Consider the following 21,827-nt stretch of genomic DNA (forward strand, 5'->3'; position numbering starts at 1 on the left):
AAGGATTTCAAGAAACGGGAGACCGTAGTCGTCACTCTCGAGTTCGTGGACCGCTACGGGAATTGCAGCGTCACTCTCGGAACGACCGTCATTGTCAAGCGAAGTAATCAGCCGACATTAGCGGCGGCCTCGAGCACTACATAAGCTGGGATATCGAGACGAGACGTTTTTGGTCTCCGTCCATGCCGGTTCAGGGACGCAGTCGGGCCAGGGCACGGTCGGCGGTCTACGACGGCAGAAGGTGCGTGAGGACGCCAAGACGAGTCCACGCTTCGTCAAGCATGAACCATGGTCGTCCTCCAAGGTCGCTAATGGCAAGAAGCAAAAGCTCCGGACTGCCGAAGTTGCTGAACCTGCGAACATGCCCACCGCGTCCCCGGACCTGAATCTGCGGACGGCGGTTCGAAATCGCTTGGGAAATCCTAAAGCCGAAGAGGGTGAGGTTCGGGCTCGCCTCAAACGCTCTAGGTAGAGTGCCGCAGCGCGAACTCGCTTAAAGTTGCAGAGGGAAGGCCTTTTGCCGGTTCCCCTCTAGCGAAGGGGCCCGTGGCGGGGCCCGGTCAGAGGCTTCGAGCCGACCAAAACGTACAGGCTGGGTGCACCTACCCCAGCTCGGGGCAGAGCGCCCTTTTGCCCGACCCAGGCAAAAGTGGCTGGGGGCCGGCCCGGTGGAGGCGATTGAATGAAATGCTTGCTCGAACTCTACCTGAATATCGACGTCCTCGACTGGAATAGGCACGGCCATTTCGAGTCACCGTGCGTCTTTGAAAGGACGTGGCATCAAGACGGAAAATTGGTAGCTCGACTCTTCTGCAAAATCGGGCGTCGTTCGGTGGCTTTGTACAGCCGGACCAGCAATTTCTATGACACTCGGAGTGGTCAGGAACAGCAAATCGAAGTTGCTTGGACCGCATGTCGTTATGGCGGCGAACGTCCGTGGTTCGAATGTCCAAGCAGTTGTGGTCGCCGAGTCACCAAGCTTTACGCTCTCAATTCCTGGTTCGCATGTCGGCACTGCCACTGCCTCGGCTATTCCAGCCAGTATCAAGCAGCGGGCGAAAGAAGCGCGTGGAAGGCACACCGGATCAGAAGGCGACTGGCGGCCGAGGGTGAGATTTCTGACGACTTCCCTGAAAGACCTAGAGGAATGCATCGGCGTACGTTCAATCGATTACGCCGCATTCATGACGAGGCAGAAGAGGCGGCTGCACAAGGCCTGTTCAACGCTATTGCACGAACGATCCAAGCGACGGCGAGCAAATGAGCTGGCGATTGGAGAAGACGGGCACCAAGCCTGTCAAGTTTCGTCACTACTTGGACACGGTCGCGTACTTTTTGAAAATGCCGCTTCCACGTGCCGACTGGTCCTCGATCTGCAGCTTGTACGGGGACACACCTTATCGACGCAGAAACGAGCTCGGCATGTTCGTCGCGTTTCAGTGCCCCCAGCCCGCGCTTCTCGAAACGCTAGCAGACCTGTGCACACGCTATCGGGGAAATCTCACCCGCTTCGACATATCGTCCGACGCAATCGGCCCCGCAGAACAGAACCTGATCTTTATCAAGGAACACCTCCTGCTAATTCGCCGCAAAGCAGGTCCGATACAAACGTTCGAAAACCTGACCGGAGGAGAGGGCGCAATCTACTGCCCCTTTGAAGCGCCACGAAACGTCGCGGTCTACGCTGACTTTCCTTCAAAGCTAGATCCGAAGGGACCCAACAACGCAAAATTCGACCTGAGATCAAGAGGCCCCGCAAAACTCGGCGTCGACCATCACAGCATAAGACGGCTGAATCCCGGCGAATTCATTCTGAAGCATGTGCGATTTGTCGATTACGATCGCCAGCAATTTGAAAGACGCACGTTCAAAAAGATTTCGAGGGACACTCCAGAGCAAGCTAAGGCCCAAATCGCGAAGTTAAAGCGACATGCGCAATTCGATTTCGTGCAACGTGCACACGACTTTTCTCCGCGCATTCGGCTCAACACCAACAGCGCTCTCGTCTGCTTTCAGCAAGAGCTTACGTGGGGAGCAATGAGACGAAGCGTAGCTAAGAAGGACTTGTCTAGTGAAATCAACATGATTAGGGAGGATAATGCTTAAACAGGGGCTCTTAACATGGGCCGGGGACGTTGGCACCCCGCATTGAAGGGCTGTTGCGCCTTGGGAGCTGATTTAGTGGGTTGGATTGCGCATTTGCTCCGCAGGCCCGACGTCGGTCTGCGTCCTCGGGACGGCGCAAAGGTGGACTTACAGCCGCTATCCGAGCGCGGTGGTCAGTGGCTGAAGCACAATCTATTTCGCTTCCCAGGCGCGGCTTGGTCTCGCAAACGCGGGTGTGTGGAGTTGGCCGAGGGAGACGTGATTGCGCTTCATCTGGTGGTCGAGCGGCTGAAAGAGGCCGGGATTCGGGTGCGGTTCTACGGGCGACTGCGGCGCTGGGACGGCACGTCGCCGGTTTGGACGTTGCTGGCACGAGGGAAGCTCTGACCCGGCGGCTTCGGAGCCATTGACTAACCTTGCGCTTCGACTTTCGCTACTCCGCCTTCTCCGCAATTTGATAGGCAGCAACATCGGCAAAGGTGCATCTGAGGGTAGTAACCAGTAAGGCTATCCTGCCACAGAACCGAGTCGCCTTCCCCGCTTCGTCTCTGAGGCTGGCGCTGCGGCGGCACGCTGCGCATGGATCCGCTCCAGCAGCGCGCTCGCCGGCTCCTCGTTCGGGTCTTGCGGCACCAGCTCGCCTTTGAACGCCTTGGTTAGGATCTCCGCTTCCAATCGGTCGATCAGCGCGCGTGCGCGCGCCGCTTCGGCTTCGAGGCGGTCGGCGCGGGCCATGGCGCTGCTGATACGAGCAAACATTTCCGCCTGCTCCTCAGCCGGGGGCAGAGGAATCCCCAGGGCTTTAAGCTTAGATCCATTGACGTTGGCTTGGCCAACCTGCTGGCTCGCCACTTGATCGATCCAACGACGCGCAAAAGTCGAGTTCAAATAGTACGCGAGCAGTTGGGCTGGCATGCCGATTGGTCGAAGCTTGATCAGGTAAGATGCGAAGGATGCCGGTTGGTCAAGTTTTCCTATGGCCGCTGTCTTTCCGACCAACTCAAAACTATTGGTGCGATTGAACACAACATCGCCCTCTCGAAGCAGGAGGTCGGGAAATTCATCATGGTCCTTTGGCAGATACTTTAGCTCAGTCCAATCGATCTTGCCGCGTTGAATGTTTCCCATCCGCAGCACTGGTACGCCGCTATCGTCAGATGACGTTTTGGCAGAGGACCCATATTGAACTTCTGCCACGAGTTGATCGATTGAGACCCAGCGCCACGATCTTGGGAGATCGACGGCTGGCCTCCAGTCAATCTCTGTTACAGGCTTCTTTCGCCTGAAGCCCATCTCTGCTGCATAGGCGCGGCTGAGTTCGTCATCGGTTGCGGACAAAATTCCCTCATTGGACGCGCGCCAATTTTCAGTAAGCGCACCGTCAAAGGCACTGGTGATGCACTGCTGTCGGAGATTATCGGCCAACGTCGGGACACGATCCAGCTCCGACCGCGCGCGCGCCAAGCGCGCAAAGACCGCATCCAGCTTAGCGACTATGCGGCGCTGCTCGCCCACAGGGGGAAATCTGATCGTGCAACGTCCGATGGCGGTCAGGGTCAAACGCCGGATAGCCGATCCACTCATTGCCCCGAGCAAAGAGTTCTGCCCCTCAGGTGATCGTATCCAGTAGCAGAGATATTTGTTGTCGATAGCCGCGGAAGGACGGAGAAGAGCTACACTAGACAGCATAGAGAATGGATAGTCTAACTCGTTTATCGTCGCGATGCCGGTTGTTGCGCCATCTTTGATCAGAAGCACATCGCCTCGTCTAACTGGGCATCGTCGATAGATCAGCTCGTGGTCGGCGGCGCTTACGTAGGTAAGATTACTGACGTTTATCCCCTCCCATTTTATATTTTTCGCAGTTATATACGCAAAATCCCCCGAGGGATCGTTCCTTGGAGAATGGTGAGTTCCGTCAGTCAGCAGCTCGCAAATTTCCCCGAGCCCGCCCGTTGTCCATCCCTGCAAACTCACTCTGCCGCCTCCTCGGTGACGGCGGCAACGACAACTTCGCCCACGAGCTCATCGATCAGCCCCCGTACTTCTTCCAGCGCCGCGGAGAGATGCCTCTCGATCGCCGCAGCGATATCCTCTGGCGCTTCGAGTCCATCTTCTAGGTCGCCGCTTGTATCCTTCAGCCAGGTGACGTCGAGATTGTCGCCACGCGCAGCGATCTCGGCGCGGGTGAAGCGGCGAAAGCGGCCCTGCTCGCCGTGGTCCTTACGCGCGGCGCGGCCATGAGGGTCGCCGCCGAAGGCGGCCACGAACTCGTCGAAGTCGGACAGCTTCAGCGGGCTGGTCTTACCATAGGCCGGCGCGCCAGAGCGCATATCGTAGACCCATACCGCCTTGGTAGCGTCCTTCGCTGGCGCTTCTTCCTGGCTTCGTGTGAAAAACAACACGTTGGTCTTGACCCCCTGCGCGTAGAAGATGCCGGTCGGCAGCCGCAGGATGGTATGGAGGTTGCACCAGTTCATCAGCCGCTGACGGAGCTGCTTGCCCTTGCCGTCGTCGAACAGCACATTGTCGGGCACGACGATGGCGGCGCGGCCACCGAGCTTGAGCGCGCGGATGCAATGTTCGACGAAGGGTAGCTGGTAGGACGACACGCGATCGGTGATGGTGAGATCGTCACGGGTCGGCGGCCCGCCGGCCGGACCGAACGGCGGGTTGGTCAAGATCAGGTCGGCATTTTTGAACCTCTGCTGCATGCCGCTCGGCGACAGCGTGTCGGCAAGCTCTAGATGATCCGGGTCGATCTTGTGCAGATGCAGGTTCATCAGCAGCAGGCGGAACGTATCCTGCACGTTCTCGATGCCGCGCAGCGCCGACTGGAGCTGGAAGGTCTGCTGCTTTGGCGACAGCTCGAAATAATCGTCGGTCTTGGCACGCATGAAATGATCGGCTGCGATCAGAAAGCCGCCAGTGCCCGCCGCGGGATCCTGGATCACCTCGCCGGGCTTCGGCTGCATCAGACGGACCATCACATCGATCAGCACGCGCGGCGTAAAATATTGGCCGGCGCCGCGCTTGGTCTCTTCGGCCATCTTCTGAAGAAGGCCTTCATAGGTGTCGCCGAAGGCATCGCGCTCTGCACTGAACCAGTGCAGGCCGTCGATGGCATCGATCAGCCTGCGCAGATTGACCGGCTCGCGGATGATGGTCGCGGCATTCTGGAAGATCGCGACCACCGAACGGTCGGCGATCGTGGCGCCGTCACCGAGATCGATCAGCGCCTGGCGATAGCGCTGAAGCACCTCCGTCTCGGGCGCCGACTTCAGTGCGTTCCATCGATACTTCTCCGGGATACGGCTCTCGTCCTTCTGCTCCGAGGCCATCTTCAGGAACAGCAGATAGGTCAACTCAGTGACGTATTGCTGGTAGGTGACGCCGTCCTTGCGCAGCATTGCGCACAGGCGCCAGAGCTTGTTGACGAGATCGGTCGCTGGATTCATGTCTGTTCCATCTCAGGCGACGTGGTGATCCCAGATCGCGCCATTGAGGTCCTTCAATATGTCACCTAGCCCGTGATCGAAGGCCTGATCAATGACCTCGAACCCACCTGCCTGTGCAAAGAGCGGATCGGCTAGGATATCGGGATCACCAACTGGCTGCGCCTTGAGCGCACGGCCGATCCGCTCCAGCCAGCGCTTCTGTGTCGCCGTCCAGGGCCGGCTGGCGAGGATGCGCTTGACGCCGTTCTCGACCCTAGTTTCGTAAGGCACGAGGGGATCGCCGAGCGCGGCCTGGCGGACGAAGCCGATGATGTGGGCGGCGATATCGGCGTTGCGCACGCGACCATAGGCCTGGCGCAAAGACGCCTCGGAGAAGCCGTTGGCGTCGAGCAGCACCGCGAGCGCCTTCAGTTCCTTGCGTGTCAGCTCGCGCGGCTTCTGAGTCGCGGCGATCAGCGCCGACGCCGCGTTCATGTTAGCCTTCACGAAGGCTTCAAAGCTCTCGATATAGTCGGCTGGGCTGGCACGGCCGCCGAAATCGTCCTCGAGGCTGATCAGTTCGTCTGGATGTTCGGAGATGTAGGTCCCGTCGCGCGGGCGGCTTGGGCTGGAATTGTCGAGAATGCCCGCGAGCAGCGGGTGTTGCTTGAACAGCGCCAGTGTGCTCGCCGGAGACGCGTCGCGCAGGCGGTCCGGTAACGCGGCCAACGGGCCGAGCACGGTCTCCAGGGTCTCGCGCGGCTGACCTTCGAGGTATTTCAGCCGCTGGCGCAGCTTGACTACGATCTGGTCGCGAACGAAGACCCGGTCCTCCTCGGTGGCGGCGCGTTCGAGATCGCCGATCAAGGTCGCGAACGACAGCGCGGGGTTGACCACCACCGGCCGCATGTCGCTGACCTCCTGCAGATTGGCATAGATATCGACCGCATCGAAGATGCGGAAGTATTCCTTGCCAATCTCGTCGCAGCGCCGTGTGGCACGGCCGATCATTTGGTCGTAGAGAATGCGGCTGTTGACCCGGCGGACGAAGACCAGATTCGTGATCGCGGGAACGTCCACGCCGGTCGTCAGCAGATCGACCGTGACGACATATTTTGGCCGCGGGTCGTTCTTGAATGCCTTGATCCGGTCCAGCGGCTTGTCCACAGAGCCCGTGATCTTCTCGACGATGTCGTGCGGCTGTGGGCCGTATTCCTCGGTCAGCGCGTCGCGCAGCGTGTTCACCAGCGTGTCGGCATGGTCGTCCCGACTGGCGAAGACCAGCGTCTTGCCGCGTTCGCTGGGCGGGCATTCGCGCGCGATCGCATCTGCGACGGCGCGGTTGAAGGCCGTGGTCAGCACCTTCTTGTTAAATTCGGCGACTTCGAAATCGACCTGATCATCAAGATTGAATAGGTCGATCTGGCCGGTGCGGGGATCGATGATGTTGACGTCTTCGCCGGCTTCGAAGCTGATGCCGGTCTGGCTCAGCGCAGTGGTAACGCGCCGCGGCGGCCGGTGGTCGATCAGGTAGCCGTCGATCACGGCCTGCCGGTAGCCGTAATGAAACACAGCAGGGCCAAAGATCTCGCGTGTGTGCAGCGCTGGCGTCGCGGTTAGCGCGATTCTCGTCGAATCGAAATAGTCGAGCACCCGGCGATAGGCTGAGAGATAGTCATCGAGGTTGCGGAAGCCGAGATCGTCTTCGCGCAGCTCGGCATCCAGGGTATAGCCGCGATGCGCTTCGTCGACGATGATGAGGTCGTAGGTGCCGGGCGTTGGTCTGACAGCGTCCGGATTCTCAAACACACGGCGGATCATCGCCTGCACGGTCGCAACCTGCACCCGATCGGTCGCCTCCGGGAACTTCTTGGCGAGATCGGCGACCGGAAAAACTTGATCGAATTTCAAAAAAGCCAGCCGTGTCGGTCGTGCTCATGGCGTCCAGGGTCTGGCGCCCGAGGGCGTTGCGATCGACCAGAAACAAAATGCGCCGGAAACGCTTGCGGCGCAGCAGCTCGTACATCAGCGCGATAGCAAGCCGGGTCTTCCCGGTGCCGGTCGCCATCGCCAGCAAGATATTCTTCTGGCCGGCGGCAATCGCGGTCTCGACCGCCGTGATGGCTTCGGTCTGATACGGCCGTAAGCCCGTAACGCCAAGCTCGCGCTCGGCCAGCGCGTCGAAATCCTCGGTCTGCTCCAGACGCTCGGTAAGGTCCTGCGGTGAGAACCATTCCGGCAGAGCGCGCGGATTGCCTCCCGTCGGGCGCGCATCCCAGAACCAGATGCCGGACTTGATCTCGAACTGCTTTACGTACGGCCGGCCGTTGGTGACGAACAGGAACGGGACGGAGAAACGGTCGAGCCCCTGGAGCCATGGGCTACCTAGAATGGTCTCGTCGGCAGTTAAGCGGATGTCGCAGGCATAGCGTTTGGCCTGCCCCAGTCGACCCGGGACATCGGAGATCCCCCGCTTGGCTTCGATGACGCCAACGCAGCGGCCGTCAATGAACAGAGCGTAGTCGACCGGGCCGCTTTCGGTCGGCCATTCGGCAATGGCGATCTTCTGACCCGATTGCGGGCGCGTCCCGGCCGCATATCGGAGCGTCGGTGTGTCGACGGTCCAGCCGGCTATGCGGAGTTGCTCGTCAATCAGGAGGCGTGTGGTAGCCTCGTCCAGCTCGACCTGTTGCGCCTGCCGGTTGGCGAGCTGCGCTAGCAGATCGAGCTGCTGTGGTGGTGCGGCTTCCGCCGCAGCCTGTGCGGCCTTCAATGCGGCCTCAGTCTTGCGCAGGCCGGCTTCGGTTTCAGCGGCGTAGGTTTCCCAGAATTCCTTGTCCTGCCTGTGTGCCTCGACCTCCGACAAAGCCTTGAGCCGCGCCTCTTCGGCGTCACCGGCGGCGAGCAACGCTTTTGCCGCCTCGTCCGAGCTGGCGCGGACTTGCTTGCGCAGCGCCTCCAACTCGGCGGCTAGTGCGACCGTGGCATCAAGCGGCGGTCGCGGTGGAACGAACGGCCCGGCCTTAAAGTTCGGCTTGCCCCCATAGCTCTGGTGGAACCAGACCGCGGCGCTGCGGGCGAGCTTCAGTGCAAACAGCGCGTTGGCGGCTGTGCCGATGTCCTCATGAACGGCTTCGTTGCCGAGCCGTTTCAGGTTGGACAGAAGGTCGGCAATTTCACGCGGAAGGATGGCGCGCAGTCTCAATGTGCGCAGCACCTCGTCGAAGGTGATGTTACTGGAAGGCAGGAGGCCGTGGCGAGCGGCCACCTCCTTTGTCAGGAATTCGGCGAGTTGGCGCAGCTTGATGAGTGCCGAGGGAGCGTCGTCAATAAAATAGCGCTCGGCTAAGGCGCCGAGCCTCGCTAGGCGCTCATCTTGATTCGCCAAGAAATCGAAATTGCTTATCACCCCCATCGATCGAGAGAGTACCAACCTTTGCTCTCAAGTTCAAAAGAGTTGCGCCCGCCCGCCCGTACTACTTAAGTGAACCGCCCGAGCCTCAAAAATGGGGGTCGGGTCGCGCACCGCCCGCCGCGCCCGGACAGGGCAAAATAGCCTGAATTGGGTGCAGGGGTAGTATGGGGTACCTGCGGGGGCCCCAAACGCCCGTGTGGCCGCACGGGGCGGGGGCAAAAGGGCTACCAGGCCGCCCGGCCGCGCAAGCCCGGGTTCAGGGTTCCGACAAACCGCCTTGTCCGTCGGTATCCCGGCTAATTGGCGGTCGGCCGGTGGGGCCGAAAAGGTGCCGCCCCCGCGGGCATACGGCTTCGAATGGGCGAGCGTTAGCCTGCCGTATGCCTCGGGGTCGGTGCTCACCGCAGGCCAAATCTCCCGACGCTTGGGACTGTCGCTCAAGCAGCGAGCTTCCCGAGGCCCCCCGGACGACTGCAGCGGCTTGAAAATCGTATAGGTGTCCTTGCGGCGCTCCCGTTAAAATTCACCACTCTGGCTTAATCATATCTGGAAACGTTGATGCCTACGATGCCCCCACAGAGCACCGGGCAAACAAAATGATCAGCCAACCGTTATCGCGCCTTGAGCAAATCGATCTCAAAGACGTCTGGTCTCATGAAGCCAGCTCCTTCACACCCTGGCTAGCTCTGGAGCAAAATATCGCCCTTCTTGGCGACACGCTAGGGCTAGAGCTCGAAGTCGAAGCGCAGGAGAAGGCAGTCGGGCCCTTTCGGGCCGATATCTTGTGCAAAGACCTTCAGACAAACACGTGGGTCCTTATCGAAAATCAATTAGAGCGAACCGATCACACGCACTTAGGTCAGGTACTCACTTACGCCTCTGGGTTGGGCGCAGTGACTATCGTTTGGATCGCAGCCCGGTTCACTGAAGAACACAGAGCGACATTGGACTGGCTAAACAAAATAACGGATAGGAGCTTTCGCTTCTTTGGCATTGAGGTCGAGCTGTGGCGTATTGGGGGCTCCTCACCTGCCCCTAAGTTCAATATCATATCGAAGCCGAATGATTGGTCTCAATCTGTCGCAAGAGCTGCACGAGCCCTAGACGAGACGGACCTCTCAGACACAAGAATCATGCAGCGTGACTATTGGGCTGGATTGAACACTGCGCTAACTGCCGAGAACGGCCCGGTTTCAGGTAACAAGAAGCCCCAGCCTCAGTCTTGGATGTCATACCCGATCGGACGATTTGGCTTTTATCTCACGGCCGCCGTTGCAAAGAGCAAACGCCAAATTCGAGCCGAGCTCTACCTGCATGGAGAAAGAGCCAAACGCTTCTACTATCTTCTCGAAACACAGCGCGCAGACATCGAACGCGCTTTGGGCTACGCGCTGTCGTGGGAAGAGCTGCCCGATGGCCAAGACTCACGCATCGCATGCTATAGAGATGACGTCGACCCAGCCGATGCAACTGCTTGGCCATCCCAGCACACTTGGCTGTCGACAAAATTGAACGAACTTCATCGAGTCTTCGCATCACGGGTAAAAGTGCTTCAAGTCGATGAGCCTGCTGCTGGCTATCAGCCGGACGAGGCTGCCTAACCGTAAAACGACGCTCTTTTGATGCGAGCGGAATCATTGGCGGCGCAATGAAGATCAGCTTTAGTCGCAAAGGCTTTGACAGCAGTGCCGGGGGCGCCGCTTCTCCCATTATTGACGGGCGACCGATAAGCCTGCCGATCCCGACTCGCCATCGGTCCGTTACGAGCTACGCCGAGGTCGGACTTGGTGACATAGTAGAGCGTGTGACGGGGGTAGAATATCTGCCTCGCATCTTTGCCACCGCGACCCAATGTTTCAGGACAGGTGTTGCGCATTCGGTCAAGTCGCTGCTGCTCAGTCGCACCTGGAGAACCACAATTTTGGCGTTGGCGACATATTCCTGTTCTTTGGCCTGTTCTCCGACGAGGATGGCCGCGACAGGCATCACCGAATATTTGGCTACCTGAAGGTTACCGAAAAGCACGCCTTGGGGCCCAAGCCGCGGGAACCGTTAGCTTGCCTTGAAGGCCTTCAACACATTCATCCACACACCGTGGGGGAGTGGAACGGCAATAACACACTCTATTTCGGGGATGGAAACCTGGCTCGCACCGCAGAACACGAACTGAGACTTTCGAAACCTGGGACAGTTTCTTCTTGGCACATTCCACCATGGCTCCGCGAAACGACTTTGTCCTACCATTCGAATCCGGCACAATGGCAAGTTGACGGCGAGCTGGCGGGTCGCATCTCGAGGTCAGGAATTCGTGACCGGAGAAATTGGCGACTGCCTTGCTGCCCGCGCCTGGGTCGACGAAGTAATTCAACGAATCGATGGCGCATGTTGAAGTATCCTCGGGTCATCATCGTCCTTCTCCGGCGGCCCTCAGCTACCGCAACTGAGAGACGCGACGATCCCTTTGGGAGTTCGGAAGTTTCGGGTGCACAGGTTGCCACAACCGGAATCTAATGAATCCGAAGCGAGCTCACGAGCTTAACGGTGCTCGTTTGGCATTTGTACAAGGCGGTCCCCTGGGCTTTCGACTTGTCCACGTGACGCCCGCAATCTGGATTGAGCCAACATGGCGTGGAGTTGAGGCCCGCTGGCGGAGTGGTCAAATGCCGCTCCGCTATAGCTCGGCTCCTCTAGTGATCGACAACAATAGCGCCACCGACATACCATTGCTCGCGGGGGCGAGTGATGGGGTCGATCGATCTACCGCCGTCGCGCGTTTCGCTAGCGCATTTAGAAGCCGACGAACACCAGTAGCAGGTGAGATCGGAGCTGCAATTGTTGCGTGCTATCGCAAGGCTCGGACCACCGGGCGCATCGCGAAGTCGTATACGGACGCTATGCCTCGCCCGCCCGCGATCGTCGAGCCCAATCGTCGGAGACGATACCAGTCGCTGCGGCGGCGGCCGCAATCCTCCCCGGCTCATCGAAAGCCGTGCTGCACTGCCAGCGCTCGCCGGTCGTGAGACCCGGCAAGTCTGTAACCAAACTGCGGTTTGAGAGACGCGCGACTGTCACCCACGGACGACGAGATAAGTTACGATGGTCAATCCCACGATTTCGTCGGCGAAGCTAACGCTGGCCGGGCCGTCTGCGCACCAGGTCGTTGTAGCGGCGCCCTGCGATCAAAACCTTCTTTATGCCGCCATGGCTATCGCGGTTTTTGTATTCGCGAGGAACACCGGCGAGGTCGGCCAATTTGCGCCATGTATGCCTAAACTGAAATCCAACCCAAGGGAGCGCAGTAGATTCGCAAACGACAATCGGCCCAGAGTCTGGCTTTTTGCCATGATTTTGGAAACTAAGAAACTTGATCAGACGATCAAGTTCTTCGTGCACCATCGGCGCCTTTTTCAGATCAATCGGCTTATCGCATGTCGACCCGCGATGTATGAGAATATAATCGGCGTCGATCTGCTCCCAACAGAGTCCGCCAACCCAAACCTTGTCGTTGAGCTTGGTAGGAATTCCGTTTCTAGCTTCTGAGCGCGGCAACCATTCTCCGATGACCTCTCGCTGAGGCAACATGAGTTCGTATTGGAAAGCTTGAGCTAGGGCTATGGAGAAGTAGCCAATTTCTCTCGCCTTCGCCCGTACTGCGGTGACGTGCTCTTCCGTCAGTAACCTATTGCGCGGCTTGGTGCTGCGAGTGCTAACGTTATCGAGCGCGAAAAGCAGGCGGTAGCAATCATCGTCTTCCGCCGTAAGGAGGCCATGCCTGACGATCGCTCTTAGTTGGCCGATGAACGCGTTGCCGACTGCAAATTTTCGCCCATCCGTCCACTTCCGGTACCAAATTCCTATCGTTCGCCCGTTGATCGAGGATAGGAGCCGTTCCCCGAACTCCTCTTCTATGCGCGACAAATAGCGCTCACGGTCAACGCGTACATTGAAACTTAGCTTGTGATGACCGGAATTTTCGTCGGCTTTGTATGCTCTGATTAAGTCAGCGATGGTTCGAGACATTGGCGACAACTCAGTAAAACATGGCCACGGCAAGCCAAGAGGCAACCAATGGATACAATAAGAAGATCAAGGAAATCGCCACAATTGCTCCGACGATTCCCGCAACGCCTTCACCCTGTATGCGAGTACCAAATGCTTGAACTTCGAAACGAGGATCATTCGTCACGGCATGGTTCTCCTGTCAAAAAACGAGAACCCGCTGGACGCTTGACTCCTAATGGATGCCGCCTCTGTCAAATCTTGGCAAGCAAATCTCATCGCTTTTCAAGAAATGCTGTTGTTTCAGGCGGTTATGCTCATTCGTCTTAGCCTGTCGCTCCAGAAAAAAGAGTGCGGGGCTTGGATTGAGCGAAGTTATTGGTCCTACATTATTGTACTGATTGAAGAATTCATGAGCGATTTGGCGAATCGCTGCCCGGGGTCCCAAGAGTTTGAACCTAATCATTCGGCGCAACGGCTGTACGGAGACCGTAGCTCACGGCGCTTCCACGGAGGAGCAGACAAGCGAGAGGCGGTCGGATACCTGTTCACTGGCCGGCGGCCGAGTGGTCATGTGACGACCTGCCATTATGCCCGCCTCTTATCCCGTTGGCTCACCGACATCGGACTGGACCCGCACTTTTCGGAACGCCGGACCAAGGCGACCTTGAAGCTTCGAGCCGTACAGCTCCTTCTGGGACATACGAAGTTTGAGAGCACCGTTCGGTATCTCGACTTCGAGGTCGACGACGCGCGATAGCAGAACAAGTCGACGTCTGACTTCGGGGCAGAGCAGACGCGCTCTGCGCTGTCCCTCACGGACGGCTCCGGGGCCATGAGCGGCCATCTGTTAGATTCCGCAATGCTCCAAAAATCGAACAGTTCGCAACGAGTTCTTAACCGTCGAACTCCACCGAAACTCAATCTGTTAGCGCGACACTTTGGCACGACTTCTTAGAGGACGCGATGCTCAACAAATTGGTTGCCCGGAAAAGCGGATTGCCCGAGGGCGCAATAGCAAAGCTGCAAGAACAGATATTGGCAGAACCCTCTGCGTTCGGGCTGTATGGAGTTGGCTTCGGCTTCGCCGCCGCGGTCCTCTGGTCGCGAACGCACGACATTTGGCTCGTTTCTCTAGCAGCTTTGATGACGGTTCTTTCAGTTAGTAGAATGTTCATCGCTTTGACTTTGGCACGCCTCAACAGCCGCAACGGAAGGCCCAGTTTGACGACCTGCTGGGCGATCATCGTTGGTATTGGGTGCCTATTGTCCTCACTTCTGGCCGCTCTAGTAATTCGAGCTGCTTATTTAGAAGATGCGGTATCTATAGAGATTGCAGCGATTGGAGCTGCTACGGCTGTGATTGGTTTTGTAAGCCGTGGAGCCGGTGCGTTTCCGAGGGCCACGATAGTTCATTCATCCTTGTTGTTCGGCCCACTCATCGCCACAGCGATAGCTGCTGGGACCCCCGAGACCTTCTTTCTCGGCGTGATTCTGACGTATTTCTTGATGATCATCGCCAGGACAATCTACGTTGTCCACGAGCGGATGAAAGCTCAGGTGCTGGCTGAGTACCGGCTTTCTATGGTGGCACGAACGGACCACTTGACCAGCCTGACAAATAGGGCCGGGTTCGAAGAGCGGGCTCAAAATGCTCTAGAAAAGAGTTATTCTACCCAATCCAATTACGTTGTCGCATTCATTGATCTGGATGGTTTCAAAGCAGTCAACGACACATATGGACACGGAGCCGGCGACGAGCTCCTAAAGGGGTAGCCGACCGCATCAGGAAAACGCTCGGAGCCAAGCATCTCCCCGCTCGGCTCGGCGGTGACGAATTCGCTGTCTTGTTTGCCCCTGAAATCGACCTCGACAAAGCAGGAGAGCTGGGCAAGAATTTGGTGAGAGCCCTGAAGCCCCCTACACAATCGGCACGATTCAGGTCCAGATTTCTGCAAGTGTCGGCCTTGCCTGCCTTGAGAACGCTGCTGACACATTTGCTTCGATAAACGAGCGAGCGGACAAAGCGCTTTACCACGCAAAGAGCGCCGGTAAAAATCAGGTCCAGTCGTCAAGAATTGTCGGGACTGATTGTGGGTGCGTTTTTGGTTTGGACAACGCGGATAGCCTTACTCCAACGAATGTAGCCGCATAGCCGACGCCAATGACTGCTTCGCGGGCGAACCGCCGACTGGGTCGGCTCAGAATAATGCTCTAGGTGGATGTTCTGGTCGGCTTGAATGTCACCGTTGGCTCAATCGCGTCATTCTCGACCCAGGCCCCAGATGGCCGCTTGTCTCCCGACAGCGGCGGAATAGAAGACATCTTTCAACTGCCGCATAGGGCAGAAGCAGACCTCAGTCGCTTGACCGCTATCGGTGCGAGAGATCGAGGGGCCTGTCCACGAGCAAACGCTCAAGAACGCTCTTCCCGCTTGCGATCTGTTCGTCGAACTCCCTCACGGAGTAGTCCTCGCCCCGCGGCTTATCCGAGGAACAGAACGCTATCCAAGCGGTAAGCCCGTCCCGACACGCCCGCGTGGAACATCCTCCGTCGAAACCGCAGCGAACTGCATAGTACCGGCTTATTCGTCTGTCGCCTTCATCCAGGAACCTGATGAACATCGTTTCCCCGGTGCTCTTCGAGAACTCCTGCCGTGTCCAGCCATACTGGTCGGGCGCCAAGTTGACAGCAGCGTCCCGAAGGCGGGACCAGCCGGCCTGCCATGCCTCGCAGTTCTTATCCACGCCGACAAGGAGACCGGCCCGGTTCACTCCTCTCGCTACGGGAATGCCAATGATCTCGCACGGAGGGTGGCTCGGCGAGCCCACGCTCACAACTCCATTCCAACGAGCGCAATCTGGCTGCCAAACGTTTCGGGTCATGTAGAAGGTCGTTGAGATAGAAATGAAGCGGGCTGCGGCCTGGCGGGATTGATTACGCAAAAACCAGTCTGCTGGTTCTTCGGATCCTCATCCGGCAGCGCAACGGTACACGCCGTTCAAGTCAACGAGGTATCTTCCGTCCGGGGCTCGTTTGATCGCTTCTTCGCCCGCGCGGTTGATATCGAACTCGTCGCGACGAGTACGGTAAGACGGCGCTCTTCCGGAGCGTGCTCATGCGGCTACTCCGGCCTCGACCATTCTCGGCTTTGGGTACGAAATTTTTCGGGTGCATGCGGAGCGCAACGTCAACCGTGGGCTCGACCGATGCTCAATTTTCGATGAACAGCAAGGTCCGCAACGGGTCAAAATCGGCGGTCCAGACCGCTGCAATCAGTTTCCGCTCCACACCTGACAGCCGACGCCCCAACGAGCATTCCGCTGGGCAGCAATGGGCCAAAGTCAGACATTGCTTTGCCACCGCTACGGAATGCCAGCTTGAGAAAGTGCCTGATAGAAAAACCTTTTAGGGTCCGCCGGGCGAATTGGCTCTAGGGGTAGCGCAGAGAGCGTGATCTTCGGAAATACTTGCTTCAGAAGCTGCGCCGCGGTGCGCGCAGGTAGCGGAGACGAAGTCTGGGGGTTGACGTTTCATAGGTCGCATCAACAGGGACATTTTGAACAAGCGGAATTGCAGTCCTTGATGCCGTTGTCAGTCCAGCTCGACAGTACGGCGCAGATTGCCAGCATCCTGGGAGTGGCGCGCGGCGCCGCAGCGCTTTCCGCATTTGACGTTGCAGGTAAGGCAGCGCTTCTGCTCGACCGGACGGGCGAAGTAGTTAGGGCGAACGAGGCTGCCGAAACGCTGTTGGACGACGACGTCAAGATTGAAAAGCGGAGGCTATCCAGTTCGGATCGTGAAGCTACCGGCCGTTTTGACCGATCGATCAAGCGTTTGCTGTGGTCTGGTGATCGGGCTGGGGTATCCCCGATATCGTTTCCGCGGGGCGGACGCAGCCCGGTCCTGGTCTATCTCATGCGCAGCTTCCAACTGGCGGACACGCCCCTGTCTGCCTATCACGCGATTGCGGTGTTGGTCGACCCGGACGAGAGGTTGCGCCCGACCAGCAAAACACTACAGCAAAGTTTCGGACTGACGCCCGCGGAGGCGAGGCTGGCGTTGATGTTGCAGTCGGGCGAAGACTTGCAGGCGGCTGCTGCCAAAATTAAGGTCTCGACGGAGACCGTTCGGAAACAAGTCAAATCGATTTTTGCCAAGACCGGCATCAAGCGGCAGGTCGAGCTTGTGGCACTGATTTCCAATTTGCTCCCGAACATCTGACAATTCAGGGATCGCGAGCGGCGCGGTATCATCAGGAAATTCCGAGATAGCCCCAATGCACTATCCGCTCATCCCTGATCAGCCCTCCCGATCCGAGCGGAGAAATTCGAGTGAGGGTATGGTCTAACCTGGATTTTTGCTTTGTAGAACAAAGCAAGAACAAAAAGATCAAGCCGAGCGATGAGCGAGCGCATCGATGTTCTCGTTAGTTAGCTGAGAAAGCTTCAAAAAGAACCACCGCGCAATTCCACGCCGGGGGTGGAGCCGGGGGTCAAACCCGCCATAGCCAAAATTGGTCAACACTATCAATTATGCGTGGCGGAGGGAGAGGAACCCGGAGCGAACCTTCTCCGGTTTGCCGCAGCGGTAAGTAGAAACCAGCTGTAGGTGGTGGGCGCAGGATGGGCATCCGCCTAAATGGCGATCCTTGCAGTCAGCAGCCTGGTCCAGGGTCTTCGGCCGTGGCAACCGGCTTCTTTCCGGTCACCCTTTGTCGCCGCGCAGGTCGGTGCCTTTTTACCGTTTGGGTACGCCGAGAATCGGGCCGCTTGGCCGCCTTTTGCTCAATTGGAATTCGTCGCATTGACCTGGAGCGGGTCAATCGCTCTCGTCTTCGCGTGTGTCACTGACGCCCATAACGCAGGCAAGGACCAGCTGAGCTGGCTCAAGCGCAGAATAGACAGCTGAGTCCAAGCCGCTCGTTTGCGAGGCCAGACGACGGCAAGGTCTTGTCCGCTGGTTTCAGTTGCAGGCTTGCCCCGGCCACATCTGGCGCCAGGGCGCCTTCAGACGAGGACAACGGCTCCACCTCCTAACACCGCAGCACCCTTGGACGAAGGGGATGCGATGCCAGCAATCGCTCTCTAGCGACAGCAAAAGCTCTGGGGCAATCGCACGCCAGATCCGATAGCTGTCAGGGGTGGCACACCCAGCGATGAGCGTCTGTCACCAGTCGCCGAACGCCGCCGCAGCATAGTGCTGCGATCTGAACGGCGCGACTCCCTAGGACGAAGCGCTAACACTGAGCTGAACAAGGAGCTTTCAACATGAATGAGATGATCCGAACTCCTCAGACAACCATGAATTTGGACGACACGCAGCATGCAGAGGGACCAGAACTCGACGAGCTGGTTCCCTCGCGGTACGCGCTGAAGGTCGGCGACATCGACGTGCTGGTGGTCAGCGACGGCATGCTTTCGCTGCCAACGAAGATGTTGGCACACGATACCGACCCCACGGTCAGGGCGGCTTGGCTGGAGAACATGTTCCTGCCGCCGGAAATGATCGATTGGCCGCTGAACGTGGTCGTGGTGCGCAGCGGCGGACAGACCATACTGGTCGATGCTGGGCTAGGGGTGAACCCGAACTTGCCGCGGGCCGGGCGGACGGCCCAGCGGCTGGAGGCCGCCGGGATTGATCTGGCTTCCGTGACCGATGTGGTGCTGACCCACATGCACATGGACCACATTGGCGGGCTGCTCGTCGATGGGGTGAAGGACCGACTCCGTCCAGACTTGCGGGTTCACGTGGCGGCCGCTGAGATCGAGTTTTGGGCGACACCCGACTTCTCCCAAACGTCGATGCCGGACGGCTTTCCAGATGCGCTTCGTGCAACGGCCAACCGCTTCTTGAGCGAATACCGCAGTCAGCTGCGGCCATTCGATGAGAAGCAGGAGGTGGCGCCAGGGGTGGTCGCCTGTCGCACGGGCGGCCACACACCCGGCCACAGTGTGGTTCGCCTAGCCTCGGGCGCCGACCGGTTGACGTTCGCCGGTGACGCCGTGTTCACGGTCGGGTTCGATCAACCCGAGTGGCACAACGGCTTCGAGCATGACCCCGAGGAAGCTGCTCGCGTTCGGGTCCTTCTTCTACGCGAGCTAGCGGCAAGCGGTGAGCTGCTTGTTGCCACTCACCTGCCGTTTCCTTCAGTAGGCAGGGTAGCGGTCACGGGCGACGTCTTTCGTTGGGTACCGATCATTTGGGACTACTGACCCTTAAAGACCGAACTAGGGCGCGTCCTCATGGTGTTGGCGAGTTCACGCCCTAGCTCAACTCATTGTCTTTGCAGGTGCTCACGGGACTCGCTGGCAGCGGTGTCGCGCTCGCACCCTCTCGCAGTTCGAACACCTAAACCGGCTGGAGAAGAAAGATGAACTGGAAGATTTTCAATCCCTGGGCAATCGGACGAGCTTTGGCACGCTCGTTCACAACCTCAGATTTTGTCCGGAGAGGGACCGAAACCTTGGCTGACATCGCAAGCCTTCTTCGGAACTTATGGTTGGATGTACGCGATAGTTATCGGCCCGAATTGCACTACATGCGTGGCCCGGGACCAAAGTGGCGTGCCAAACAGCAACACCGGGTCACTTCAGTTCTGAGCGTGTCATATCCGCAGTACCGCACCATGCTGCGCAACCCCCATGCAGCGATCGCGCTGACCTCCGGCACACGAAATGAGACTAGTCCCCTCGGAGGTTCTGTCGGCAGGTGCAGAGAGCACTGCAACTACAATGCGGTTCAGAACGTCTCGAGCTACCGCTTTCACTCTGGTCGATGAAAGGCAAGCATTCGCGCCGGCTTTTCGCAGGATCTTGCATGGTATGTGGGATTCGGAAAGGACGCCCATGGTGCTCTGACCCAGAGTTATCTCGTAAGTTAAGTATCGAGGTCCGGCCCTGCCCAAGCTTTTTAGCGGCGCTGCTAGCCCCGCATCCATCGTCGCTGCCATGAAGAAGGCAGCTGATCTTTCGCGAAAGGGACGTGCGAGCTTCGCCAGCGGTCGGTGTGTTCGCGGCACCTATGTCCCATCAGATCAGGCCAGGGAAATCACAAGATCGGTCAGCTTTACCAAGCCATCACGCGTGCTCGCGCGTTTCTCGGTGGACAGAGGCTTCGACAAGAAGAACACCATGCTGCGCGGCTTCAGCTTCCGGATCGGCAGCGCTGGCCAGCACTCGGAAATCTTCACGCAGAACGCCCCCGTTCATTTCGCGAGGACCGTTGATCAGATGTTCGCCTACCTCCAGGCGCACTTTGCGCGACCAGACGGTAAGCCGGACGTGGAGAAGATCAATTTATTCTCCGCCGCAAATCCCGAGACTCTCAATCAGGCCAGTTATATCGCCGCGCATCCACCGGCCGAAAGCTTTGCCTCCACAACCTATTGGGGGGTACACGCTTTTCCCGCAACAAATGCCAAGGGTGAGACAAGATTCATCAAGTTTAGGATCGATCCGGTGGGCGAGCAGGCGATTGGGCCTAAAGGCAAGATCAGGTTAAGGCCTGCCGAACTGCTGAACGACGAGCTCGAATCCCGGATCTCGGCTCGGGAAGTCAGGTTCAGCGTAATGGCGCTGCTGGACCGGCAAGGCGACCCTGTCATGGATGTAACCGTCCGGTGGCCCGATGAGGACCACCGCGAGGCGGTGCGGCTCGGAACGATTGTGATTACAGGGGTTGAAGCAAACGAAGCCTGCGACGATGCCGGGTTCAATCCAGCCACTCTGGCTGAAGGCATCGGTTACCCGCCCGACGAGATATTTGCGGCCCGCCGCGCAACCTACACACTCTCACAGAAAATGCGTCCCTAAACGAACGAGCCCTGCTTTGGCTCTCTCATAGCTTTCCGACGCGCCCTGCGTTTCGCGACGCCATACTCCCGGGCTGACGCCGATCACGGAAGTAAACACACGCGTAAAGTGACTCTGATCAGCAAATCCCGCCGACACCGCTATTTCTGACAGAGGCAGGTCGCGGACCGTCATCAACTGCGTGGCCGCTTTTACGCGCTGGCGCAGCAGCCACTGGTGCGGCGGCAGGCCGGTGGAAATACGAAAAGCGCGCGAGAAGTGGCTAACCGAGAGATCGAGTTCTGCTGCGATCTGTTGCAACGAGAGGGTCCCGCCCAGGTCGGCCGCCAGCCTTTCGCAAGCGCGCTTGAGCTGCCATGGCGCAAGCCCGCCACGGGCCAGCTCGGTATTGCGTCGAAGTCCACCGTAGGTCTTGGCGACGTGCGCGGTGAGCGCGAGCATCATGTGATCGATGAAGAGCTGGTTAGTCTCGCAGGGTCGCCGCAATGCCTCCAGGAACAAGGAGCCAATGTGATGGATGATTCGGTCGTCGTGGCCGACCCCGATCTCACATGCAAGGTCGCCAACACGCTGGACGGCGAACTGTTTTGCGATGCTGTCGAGCGCCGAGCGCGGGATATGGAAAAACAAGGAATGAAACGGCTTGTCAATCACATAGCGCGGATCGCGCTTCAAGTCGTACAGATAGGTCGCACCCGCCCGGACGTCCCGCTTCATGATGCACTTGCCCTGCTCCCAGAGTTCGCAGTCCGGATAATCGTGAAGCTTCAGACTGACCAGAAAGGCATCCTCCGGCATCAGAGAACCGGACAGACCTGGTGTGGGGTTGTCATCGCGCGTTTCGGTGACGGCAAGTTCAACGCCGCGAAGTGAACGCGTGACCAATGATGGTGGCGCATTCTTAAGGTGCAGGAATTTTCCAAGCCTTGCGCCGAAGGCGTCAGCAACTGTCATGGGACGATCGAGATTCTAGATGGATTGGCTATAGTCGCGCGTTGGGTGGCCACTTTTTGGGACCAGCCGGCGAACGATCTAGTTCCTGCACTATCGTACCTC

At 58.4% G+C, this 21,827-nt stretch carries 15 protein-coding genes and 2 pseudogenes; 10 read left to right on the plus strand and 7 right to left on the minus strand.

What is annotated here, in order from left to right; all coding sequences use genetic code 11:
* The first annotated feature begins 682 nt into the window (after nucleotides 1-682).
* The 3 genes from ACETMP_RS21000 (at nucleotide 683) to ACETMP_RS21010 (ending at nucleotide 2,493) form a co-directional block, all read left to right on the plus strand.
* A complete protein-coding gene (locus ACETMP_RS21000; protein ID WP_375157678.1) occupies nucleotides 683-1,264 on the plus strand; it encodes a hypothetical protein in 582 nt (193 codons plus the stop codon).
* A gap of 158 nt (nucleotides 1,265-1,422) precedes the next feature.
* Nucleotides 1,423-2,106 carry a hypothetical protein gene (locus ACETMP_RS21005; protein WP_375157679.1) on the plus strand — a complete coding sequence of 228 codons (684 nt, stop codon included), beginning with the start codon at nucleotides 1,423-1,425 and terminating at the stop codon, nucleotides 2,104-2,106.
* A gap of 243 nt (nucleotides 2,107-2,349) precedes the next feature.
* Nucleotides 2,350-2,493 carry a hypothetical protein gene (locus tag ACETMP_RS21010; protein WP_375157680.1) on the plus strand — a complete coding sequence of 48 codons (144 nt, stop codon included), beginning with the start codon at nucleotides 2,350-2,352 and terminating at the stop codon, nucleotides 2,491-2,493.
* A gap of 120 nt (nucleotides 2,494-2,613) precedes the next feature.
* Here ACETMP_RS21010 and ACETMP_RS21015 read toward each other — a convergent pair whose 3' ends face one another.
* Genes ACETMP_RS21015 through ACETMP_RS21030 form a run of 4 tightly spaced genes read right to left on the minus strand, consistent with a single transcriptional unit; the run spans nucleotide 2,614 to nucleotide 8,931 of the window.
* Entirely contained in the window at nucleotides 2,614-4,083 is a 1,470-nt protein-coding gene (locus ACETMP_RS21015) for a restriction endonuclease subunit S (protein ID WP_375157681.1), read from the minus strand.
* Complete coding sequence (locus ACETMP_RS21020; protein WP_375157682.1) at nucleotides 4,080-5,564, minus strand: N-6 DNA methylase; 1,485 nt, start codon at nucleotides 5,562-5,564, stop codon at nucleotides 4,080-4,082. The genes ACETMP_RS21015 and ACETMP_RS21020 overlap by 4 nt, the downstream gene beginning before the upstream one ends.
* A gap of 12 nt (nucleotides 5,565-5,576) precedes the next feature.
* The gene (hsdR, locus tag ACETMP_RS21025; RefSeq protein ID WP_375157683.1) at nucleotides 5,577-7,454 is read right to left on the minus strand and encodes a type I restriction-modification system endonuclease; all 1,878 of its coding nucleotides are present in this window, start codon (nucleotides 7,452-7,454) and stop codon (nucleotides 5,577-5,579) included.
* Nucleotides 7,345-8,931 (minus strand): DEAD/DEAH box helicase family protein, encoded by a 1,587-nt coding sequence (locus tag ACETMP_RS21030; RefSeq protein WP_375157684.1) that lies wholly within the window; start codon nucleotides 8,929-8,931, stop codon nucleotides 7,345-7,347. The genes hsdR and ACETMP_RS21030 overlap by 110 nt, the downstream gene beginning before the upstream one ends.
* Nucleotides 8,932-9,554: 623 nt before the next feature.
* Between ACETMP_RS21030 and ACETMP_RS21035 the strand changes: the two genes are divergently transcribed.
* Both ACETMP_RS21035 and ACETMP_RS21040 read left to right on the plus strand, forming a co-directional pair.
* Nucleotides 9,555-10,559 carry a DUF4268 domain-containing protein gene (locus ACETMP_RS21035; protein ID WP_375157685.1) on the plus strand — a complete coding sequence of 335 codons (1,005 nt, stop codon included), beginning with the start codon at nucleotides 9,555-9,557 and terminating at the stop codon, nucleotides 10,557-10,559.
* A 47-nt stretch (nucleotides 10,560-10,606) separates the two neighbouring features.
* Nucleotides 10,607-11,469, plus strand: a pseudogene (locus ACETMP_RS21040) (hypothetical protein).
* Nucleotides 11,470-12,084: 615 nt separating this feature from the next.
* Here ACETMP_RS21040 and ACETMP_RS21045 read toward each other — a convergent pair.
* A complete protein-coding gene (locus ACETMP_RS21045; protein WP_375157686.1) occupies nucleotides 12,085-12,978 on the minus strand; it encodes a hypothetical protein in 894 nt (297 codons plus the stop codon).
* A gap of 10 nt (nucleotides 12,979-12,988) precedes the next feature.
* Nucleotides 12,989-13,144: a hypothetical protein gene (locus ACETMP_RS21050; RefSeq protein ID WP_375157687.1), complete on the minus strand. Its 156-nt coding sequence runs from the start codon at nucleotides 13,142-13,144 to the stop codon at nucleotides 12,989-12,991.
* Nucleotides 13,145-13,195: 51 nt separating this feature from the next.
* On the opposite strand from ACETMP_RS21050, the gene ACETMP_RS21055 reads away from it, so the two are divergent.
* From ACETMP_RS21055 to ACETMP_RS21075, 5 genes and pseudogenes are all read left to right on the plus strand, one after another.
* On the plus strand, nucleotides 13,196-13,717 hold the full coding sequence (locus ACETMP_RS21055; RefSeq protein WP_375157688.1) for a hypothetical protein: 522 nt from the start codon (nucleotides 13,196-13,198) through the stop codon (nucleotides 13,715-13,717).
* 824 nt (nucleotides 13,718-14,541) lie between these two features.
* A pseudogene (locus tag ACETMP_RS21060) lies at nucleotides 14,542-15,112 on the plus strand (GGDEF domain-containing protein).
* A gap of 1,430 nt (nucleotides 15,113-16,542) precedes the next feature.
* Nucleotides 16,543-17,181 carry a helix-turn-helix transcriptional regulator gene (locus ACETMP_RS21065; RefSeq protein WP_375157689.1) on the plus strand — a complete coding sequence of 213 codons (639 nt, stop codon included), beginning with the start codon at nucleotides 16,543-16,545 and terminating at the stop codon, nucleotides 17,179-17,181.
* A 1,046-nt stretch (nucleotides 17,182-18,227) separates the two neighbouring features.
* Nucleotides 18,228-19,172, plus strand: a complete 945-nt coding sequence (locus ACETMP_RS21070; protein WP_375157690.1) for an MBL fold metallo-hydrolase — start codon at nucleotides 18,228-18,230, stop codon at nucleotides 19,170-19,172.
* Between the two features lie 735 nt (nucleotides 19,173-19,907).
* Complete coding sequence (locus ACETMP_RS21075) at nucleotides 19,908-20,771, plus strand: catalase (RefSeq protein WP_375157691.1); 864 nt, start codon at nucleotides 19,908-19,910, stop codon at nucleotides 20,769-20,771.
* Here ACETMP_RS21075 and ACETMP_RS21080 read toward each other — a convergent pair.
* Nucleotides 20,751-21,725 carry a helix-turn-helix domain-containing protein gene (locus ACETMP_RS21080; RefSeq protein ID WP_375157692.1) on the minus strand — a complete coding sequence of 325 codons (975 nt, stop codon included), beginning with the start codon at nucleotides 21,723-21,725 and terminating at the stop codon, nucleotides 20,751-20,753. The two genes, ACETMP_RS21075 and ACETMP_RS21080, sit on opposite strands and share 21 nt — an antisense overlap.
* Nucleotides 21,726-21,827 lie beyond the last annotated feature (102 nt).

Source organism: Bradyrhizobium dasycarpum (genome assembly GCF_042019905.1).
Classification (GTDB): domain Bacteria; phylum Pseudomonadota; class Alphaproteobacteria; order Rhizobiales; family Xanthobacteraceae; genus Bradyrhizobium; species Bradyrhizobium japonicum_B.